Source organism: Catellatospora chokoriensis, from assembly GCF_011297315.1.
GTDB lineage: Bacteria > Actinomycetota > Actinomycetes > Mycobacteriales > Micromonosporaceae > Catellatospora > Catellatospora citrea.
Genome location: NZ_JAAOTI010000030.1, coordinates 105143 through 112017 on the forward strand (window position 1 = coordinate 105143; position 6875 = coordinate 112017).

At 74.5% G+C, this 6875-nt stretch carries 5 protein-coding genes, 1 rRNA gene and 1 pseudogene; all 7 read right to left on the reverse strand.

Annotated features, from left to right (window positions below):
* Nucleotides 1-147 precede the first annotated feature (147 nt).
* The 7 genes and pseudogenes from HAV39_RS34200 to rrf all read right to left on the reverse strand — a co-directional run bounded on the left by HAV39_RS34200 (nt 148) and on the right by rrf (nt 6869).
* Nucleotides 148-1053, reverse strand: coding sequence for an NAD kinase (locus tag HAV39_RS34200; protein ID WP_191843311.1), 906 nt, complete (start codon nt 1051-1053; stop codon nt 148-150).
* Between the two features lie 4 nt (nt 1054-1057).
* Complete coding sequence (locus tag HAV39_RS34205) at nt 1058-1879, reverse strand: TlyA family RNA methyltransferase (protein WP_191843312.1); 822 nt, start codon at nt 1877-1879, stop codon at nt 1058-1060.
* Nucleotides 1880-1884: 5 nt separating this feature from the next.
* Nucleotides 1885-2109 (reverse strand): hypothetical protein, encoded by a 225-nt coding sequence (locus HAV39_RS34210; protein WP_120320145.1) that lies wholly within the window; start codon nt 2107-2109, stop codon nt 1885-1887.
* Nucleotides 2106-2993, reverse strand: coding sequence for a phasin family protein (locus HAV39_RS34215; protein ID WP_191843313.1), 888 nt, complete (start codon nt 2991-2993; stop codon nt 2106-2108). The genes HAV39_RS34210 and HAV39_RS34215 overlap by 4 nt, the downstream gene beginning before the upstream one ends.
* An 82-nt stretch (nt 2994-3075) precedes the next feature.
* Nucleotides 3076-3876 (reverse strand): annotated as a pseudogene (locus HAV39_RS34220) (HAD-IIA family hydrolase); the annotation flags it as partial.
* Nucleotides 3873-6662, reverse strand: coding sequence for a heme biosynthesis protein HemY (locus tag HAV39_RS43740; protein WP_191843315.1), 2790 nt, complete (start codon nt 6660-6662; stop codon nt 3873-3875). The pseudogene HAV39_RS34220 and the gene HAV39_RS43740, both read right to left, overlap by 4 nt.
* Before the next feature lie 90 nt (nt 6663-6752).
* A 5S ribosomal RNA gene (rrf, locus tag HAV39_RS34230) occupies nt 6753-6869 on the reverse strand.
* Between the last annotated feature and the right edge of the window lie 6 nt (nt 6870-6875).

Consider the following 6875-nt stretch of genomic DNA (forward strand, 5'->3'; position numbering starts at 1 on the left):
CAGATGACAGTAGCCCGCCCCTCCGACAGTGTCACGCCGGGCCGCCGTGGCCTGTGCCGACGACTGCGGTAACACGCCGCGTCCACCCGGTGAACGACCCGGCCGCAGCCGCCCGCACACCGGCCGGTGGCGACGCCGGGTCGCCCGTCAGTGGCCGGTCGCGTGCCGCTGGCCGTGCGCGCGCCAGCCCTCGACGGGCAGGCCGAACTTGGCCACCAGCCGGTCGGTGAACGGCCGCGGCCGCAGCCGCGCCACGCGCACCGGCAGGGCACCGCGACGCATGGTGACCTGCGCGCCCGGCGGCAGCGCGAACACCCGGCGACCGTCGCAGCTCATCAGCGCGTGCTCGGTGTACGGGTCGATGGTGATCTGGATCGTCGAGTCCGGCGCGGTGACCAGCGGGCGGCTGAACAGCGCGTGCGCGCTGATCGGCACCAGCAGCAGCGCCTCCACCCGCGGCCACACCACGGGCCCGCCCGCCGAGAACGCGTACGCCGTCGAGCCGGTCGGGGTGGCGCACACCACACCGTCGCAGCCGTAGCGCGACAGCGGGCGACCGTCCACATCGACCAGCAGTTCGAGCATGCGCTCGCGGCTACCCTTCTCGACGCTGACCTCGTTGAGCGCCCAGGACTCGGCGATGACCTCGCCGGCCAGCTCCGCGGTGACGTCGATGGTGAGCCGCTCCTCGACGCTGTACTCACGCGCGACCACGTCGCGCACGGCCGAGTCCAGGTCGGCGATCTCGGCCTCGGCCAGGAAGCCGACCTTGCCCAGGTTGATGCCCAGCAGCGGGGCCCCCTCCGGGCGGGCCAGCTCCGCCGCGCGCAGCAGGGTGCCGTCACCGCCCAGCGCGAACACGATCTCCGCGCCCTGGGCGGCGCACACGCCCGAGATCGGCGTCACCCCGGACAGGTCCAGGTCTTCGGCCTCCTCGGCCACCACCCGCACGCTGAACCCCGCCGCGATCAGGTCCCGCGCCACGGTGCGGGCGTGATCGGTGGAGTCCTTCCGGCCGGTATGGGTGACCAGCAGCGCCACGCGCTCCGTCATGCAGTCAGTCCTCAGGGTCGGAAACGTTCGGCACCCCAGCCTCCACCACCGCGCGGATGTCGTCCACCGCGGGGGCGGGTGCGTCGCGCCGGAACCACACGAAGAACTCCACGTTGCCCGACGGGCCGGGCAGCGGGCTCGCCGTCACCCCCGCCACGCCCAGGCCCAGCGTGCCCGCGGCCGTGGCGACGTCCAGCACCGCCTCGGCGCGCAGCGCCGGATCGCGCACCACACCGCCGGCGCCGACGCGCTCCTTGCCGACCTCGAACTGCGGCTTCACCATCAGCACCAGGTCGCCGTCGGTGCACGCGGCCAGCGCGGGCAGCACCAGGCGCAGCGAGATGAACGACAGGTCGGCCACGGTCAGCTCGACCACGCCGCCGATCGTCTCCGGGACGAGCGTGCGCACGTTGGTGCGCTCGTGCACCTTCACCCGCTCGTCGGTCCGCAGCGACCAGGCCAGCTGGCCGTAGCCCACGTCCACGGCGACGACCTCGGCGGCGCCGTTGCGCAGCAGCACGTCGGTGAACCCGCCGGTCGACGCGCCCGCGTCCAGGCAGCGGCGGCCGGCCACGACCAGCCCGTGCGGCGTGAACGCGGCCAGCGCGCCGGCCAGCTTGTGGCCGCCCCGCGAGACGTACTCGTCACCGGTGGACTCACCGACGACGCGCACCGCGTCAGCCGGGTCGACCATGGCCGCGGCCTTGTGCGCCACGGTGCCCTTGACCTCGACCCGGCCCGCGGCGATGAGCTCGCCGGCCTGCTCGCGGGAGCGGGCCAGCCCGCGACGGACCAGCTCCGCGTCCAGGCGCGTACGACGTGCCATGTGCGTCAGGCCTCGATCGCGGTCAGGACTTCCCGCAACGTCTTGTGCGCCGCCTCGTACGCCGCCAGCTGCTCGGCCAGCGGCAGGTCGGCGGCGTTGGCCACCGCCCGGACCGCGGCGTCCACCGCGTGGTGGCCGGTCGGTCCGGGCATGAGCGTCGCCGGTGTCGGCATCGGACGCGGCGTCGGCACCGACGGCGAGAACGACAGCGGCAGCTGCGGTGAGGTCACGCGGTGGCCGCCTTACGGGCGGGGGCCTTCTTGGCTGCGGTCTTCTTCGCCGGAGCCTTCTTCGCGGCCACCGGCACGTCGGCGGCCGAGCTGAACGCGACCGGGGCCACCGGCTCCGGGCTGCCCGAGGTCGCCTTGGCGACGGCCTCGATCGCGGTGGCGGCGTCCACCCCGGCGGCGGCCTTGCCGGCCACTGCCTTCGCGGTCTTCTTCGCCACGGCCTCGGCCGGCTTGCGGGCCGCCGCGGCCCCCTTGATCGGGGTCTCCTGGGACGGCTCCGCCTTCGCCGCGGGCGCCTTCTTCGCGGGCGCGGCCTTCGCCACGGGCGCGGCCTTCTTGACCCGCTTGGCGACCGCCGCGGGCGTGGTCGTGACCGGCTCCACGGGCGCGGCCGCCGGCTCGGCGACCTTCGCCGGAGCAGTGGCCTTCGCGGGAGCGACCGCCTTCTTGGCGACGGCCTTCTTCGCCACCGGCGCGGGCGCGACCACCGGGCTCGCCGCGGCGGAGGAGCCGTTGGTCGTGGACGCGGGCCGCTCGGCCTTCGCCTCGCGCAGCTCGGCTTCGAGGTCCTCGATGCGGGCGGTCAGCGTGGCGACCTCCTCGGCGGTGGCCAGGCCGACCCGGCCGAGTGCGCGGTCGAGCTCCAGGCGCACGATGCGGGTGATCGCCTCACGGTTCTGCAGCCCCGTGGTGACCAGTTCCTCCGCCATGGTCTGCAGCTGAGCCGCCGTCGCGCCGCTCTTGCCGAGCAGCTCCTTGGCCGCCTTCTTGACGGTCTTCTCCGCCTTCTTCTTCGACGCCTCGGTCAGCCCGAAGGCCAGTTCGAGGTACGCCTTAACCACGTCCTGCATCGGTTCGCTCGACTTGCTCGCCACAGCGGTCACCACCTCTCCTGCCGTCTGATGCCCGGTATGGGACAACCACAGGTGTCCCGTACCGTTCCGCGGACCAACGCTACAGGGCCGGGACCGTGGGTGCCGTGAAGAGGCCCCCCAGATCCGCCGCCACGTACGTCGGACGCAGCGCGCCGCTCGCCGCGGCCGCCTCGACGGCCGTGGACACCCCGGTCAGCACGAGCAGGCTGTCCATTCCGGCCCGATGCGCGCCGGCGATGTCGGTGTCCAGCCGGTCGCCGACGACCAGCACCCGGCGCGCGGACGCCTGCGCCGCCGCGGTCGCGAACAGGCCCGGCTCGGGCTTGCCCACCACCACGTCAGGCTCCCGCTCCAGCGCGTGAGCCAGCAGCGCGACCAGGGAACCGTTGCCCGGCAACGGCCCGCGCAGCGTCGGCAGGGTCCGGTCGGTGTTCGTCGCCACCCACCAGGCCCCGGCCCGGATCGCCACGCACGCCTCCGCCAGCTGCTTCCAGCCGAGGTCCGGGCCGAAGCCCTGGACGACCGCGCGGGGGTTGTCGTCGGCGCTGTCCACCGGCCGCAGCCCGACGTCGGTCACCTCGCTGCGCAGCGCGGGCGCGCCCAGCACCAGCACCGGCGCGCCCGGCTCCAGCCGCTGCGCCAGCAGCGCCGCGGCCGCACCGGCGGAGGTCAGCACCTCCTGCGGCTGCGCCGCGATGCCCATGCCGCGCAGCAGCGCCGCGACCTCGGCCGCCCGCCGCGAGGCGTTGTTCGTGGCGAACCGCACGGGCCGTCCCTGATCCCTCAGGCGTGCCAACGCATCGACCGCCCCGGGAATGGGGCGGTCGATGAGGTAAAGCACGCCGTCGAGATCGAATATGACCAGGTCATAGTTCTCGACGAGCGATGTCACTTGTCTGCTTCCGCCTTCGTGGCAGGGGCCTCGTCGGCAGCGGCCGTGGGCTTCTCGTCGAAGTCCTCGAGGTCGTCGTCGTCCTCGTCGGCGCCGCCGTCGCGGTCCTCGTCTTCGTCGTCGTCCTCGTCGTCGAGGTCGTCGTCCTCGTCATCGTCGAGGTCGTCGTCGTCATCCTCGTCGTCGTAGTCCTCGCCGTCGAGGTCGTCGTCATCCTCGTCGTCGTCCGACTCGTCCGAGCCGGCGGCCTCGGCCGAGGCCGGACGGGCACGGTCGGCCGACTCGTCGTCGCCCTCGTCCTCGTCCTCGATCTCGACGCCGTCCAGCTCCAGCAGCCGCTCAGCCGCGTCGGTCACCGCGTCGGTGTCGGCGGCGGCCGCCTTGGCGAACCACTCCCGCGCCTCCTCGGTGCGCCCCGACGCCAGCAGCGAGTCGGCGTACGCGTACCGCAGCCGCGGCGACCAGTCCTCGTTGGACTCGACGGTCAGCTCGCGCACCTGCAGCATCGCCGCGGCGGCCTCGTGCTGGCCCATGTCCCCGCGGGCACCGGCGGCCACGATCAGCAGCTCCAGCGCCTCGCCCTGGCTCAGCTTGTCGCGCTCGACGCCACGGAACAGGTCGATCGCCTTCTCCGGACGGCCCAGCGCGCGCTCGCAGTCGGCCAGCACGGCCAGGTGCGTCTGACGCCCGGTCATCCGGTGGTACGTGCGGATCTCCGCGATCGCGCTCGCCCAGTCACCCGTCTGGTACGCGGCCAGACCGACCGCCTCCCGGACCACCGCGATGCGCGACGCCAGCCGGCGGGCGGCCAGCGCGTGCTCCAGCGCCTTCTCCGGGTCGTCGTCGATCAGCTGACCGGTCGCGACCAGGTGCCGGGCGACGGTGTCCGCGACCGGCTTGGCCAGCGACAGCAGCTCGGCGCGCACCTCGTTGTCGAGGTCCGCGGCCGTGATGCTCTCCGGCAGCTCGGGGCCGGGGCGACCCGTACCCTCGAATTCGCGGGCCTGGTCGCCCTCACGGCCCTCGGCGGACCGCTCACGGTCGCCACCGCGGAAGCCGCCCTCGCGGCGGTCGGCACCGGCACGGTCCCGGTCACCGCCACGGAAGCCGCCCTCACGGAGGGCGCCACGGTCGTCGCCGTCACGGCGGAAGCCGCCACGGTCGCCACCGGCACCGGCACCGCTGCGGAAACCACCCTCACGGCGGTCGCCGTACGCGGGACGGTCGCCGCCACCGGAGAACCCGGCACGGTCACCGCCACCGGACCGGAAACCACCCTCGCGGCTGCCGCCGGCGCGGTCGCCGCCACTGGGACGGTCGCTGCGGAAGCCGCCCTCACGACGGTCGCCACCGGCACGGTCCCGGTCACCGCCACGGAAGCCGCCCTCACGGCTGCCACCGGTACGGTCACCGAACCCGCCGCTGCGGTAACCGCCGCGGTCGTCGGACGGGCGGCGGAAGCCGCCTTCACGGCTGCCACCGGCACGGTCGCCACCGGAACGGAAGCCACCCTCGCGGCCGCCGCCGGCACCGCCACCCGAGCGGAAGCCGCCCTCGCGGCTGCCACCGGAACGGTCGCCATAGCTCGGACGGTCGCCACCGCCGCTGCGGAAGCCACCCTCGCGGCGGTCGCCGCCACCGAAACGCTCACGGTCGCCACCGGAACGGAAGCCACCCTCGCGGCTGCCGCCGGAACGGTCGCCGTAGCTCGGACGATCGCCACCGCGGGAGAACCCGCCACGGTCGCCACCGGCACCGCCGCCACTGCGGAACCCGCCCTCGCGGCTGCCGCCGGAACGGTCGCCGCCACTGGGGCGGTCGCTGCGGAAGCCACCCTCCCGGCGGTCGCCGCCACTGCGGAACCCGCCTTCGCGGCTGCCGCCGGAACGGTCGCCGTAGCTCGGACGGTCGCCACCGCCGCTGCGGAAGCCACCCTCGCGGCGGTCGCCGCCACCGAAACGCTCACGGTCGCCGCCGCTGCGGAAGCCGCCTTCGCGGCTGCCGCCGGAACGGTCGCCGTAGCTCGGACGATCGCCGCCGCGGGAGAACCCGCCACGGTCGCCACCGGCACCGCCGCCACTGCGGAACCCGCCCTCGCGGCTGCCGCCGGAACGGTCGCCGTAGCTCGGACGGTCGCCACCGCTGCGGAAACCACCCTCACGGCTGCCGCCGGCGCGGTCACCGCCACCGGAACGGAAGCCGCCCTCGCGGCTGCCACCGGCACCGCCGCCACTGCGGAAGCCGCCACGGTCACCGCCGGTGCGGTCGCCGGCACTGCGGAAGCCACCCTCACGGCTGCCACCGGAGCGGTCGCCGTAGCTCGGACGGTCGCCACCGCGGGAGAACCCACCACGGTCGGCGCCGCCGGAACGGAAGCCGCCCTCGCGGCTGCCACCGGAACGGTCGCCGTAGCTCGGACGGTCGCCACCGCGGGAGAACCCACCACGGTCGCCACCGGCACGATCCCGGTCACCGCCACGGAAGCCGCCGCGGTCGCCGCCGGTGCGGTCACCGGCACTGCGGAAGCCGCCCTCACGACGCTCGCCGCCGGCGCGGAAACCGCCGCGGTCGTCACCGCCGCCACGGGGCGCGCCGCGCTCACCGGCGCCGCGCGGCTTCTCGTAGCCGCCGTCGAAACCACGGGCGCGGTCGCCGTCGCGCCGGAAACCTTCACGCTTGCCATGGGAACGGTCGTACCCGCCCCTCTCGGAGCGAGGCCCGCCGCCGCCGCGGCCGGCCTGGCCGGACGGGTCTTGTCCGGGCTTGTCGTTGGAACTCGAGTTCACGGGTACATCCTTCCTGATGCTGCCGGAAATCGGCGGCACAACGCATACGAGGGCCTACCCCTGGCGGGGAGGCCCTCGTATGGAACGTTTGTCCGGCGGCGTCCTACTCTCCCACAACGTCCCCGTTGCAGTACCATCGGCGCTGGAGGGCTTAGCTTCCGGGTTCGGAATGTTACCGGGCGTTTCCCCTCCGCCATGGCCGCCGTAACTCTA

What these genes read in the sequence shown, in the direction of transcription:
- HAV39_RS34200 (WP_191843311.1), bottom strand. Translation starts at nt 1,053, where the DNA reads ATGACGGAGCGCGTGGCGCTGCTGGTCACCCATACCGGCCGGAAGGAC.
- HAV39_RS34205 (WP_191843312.1), bottom strand. Translation starts at nt 1,879, where the DNA reads ATGGCACGTCGTACGCGCCTGGACGCGGAGCTGGTCCGTCGCGGGCTG.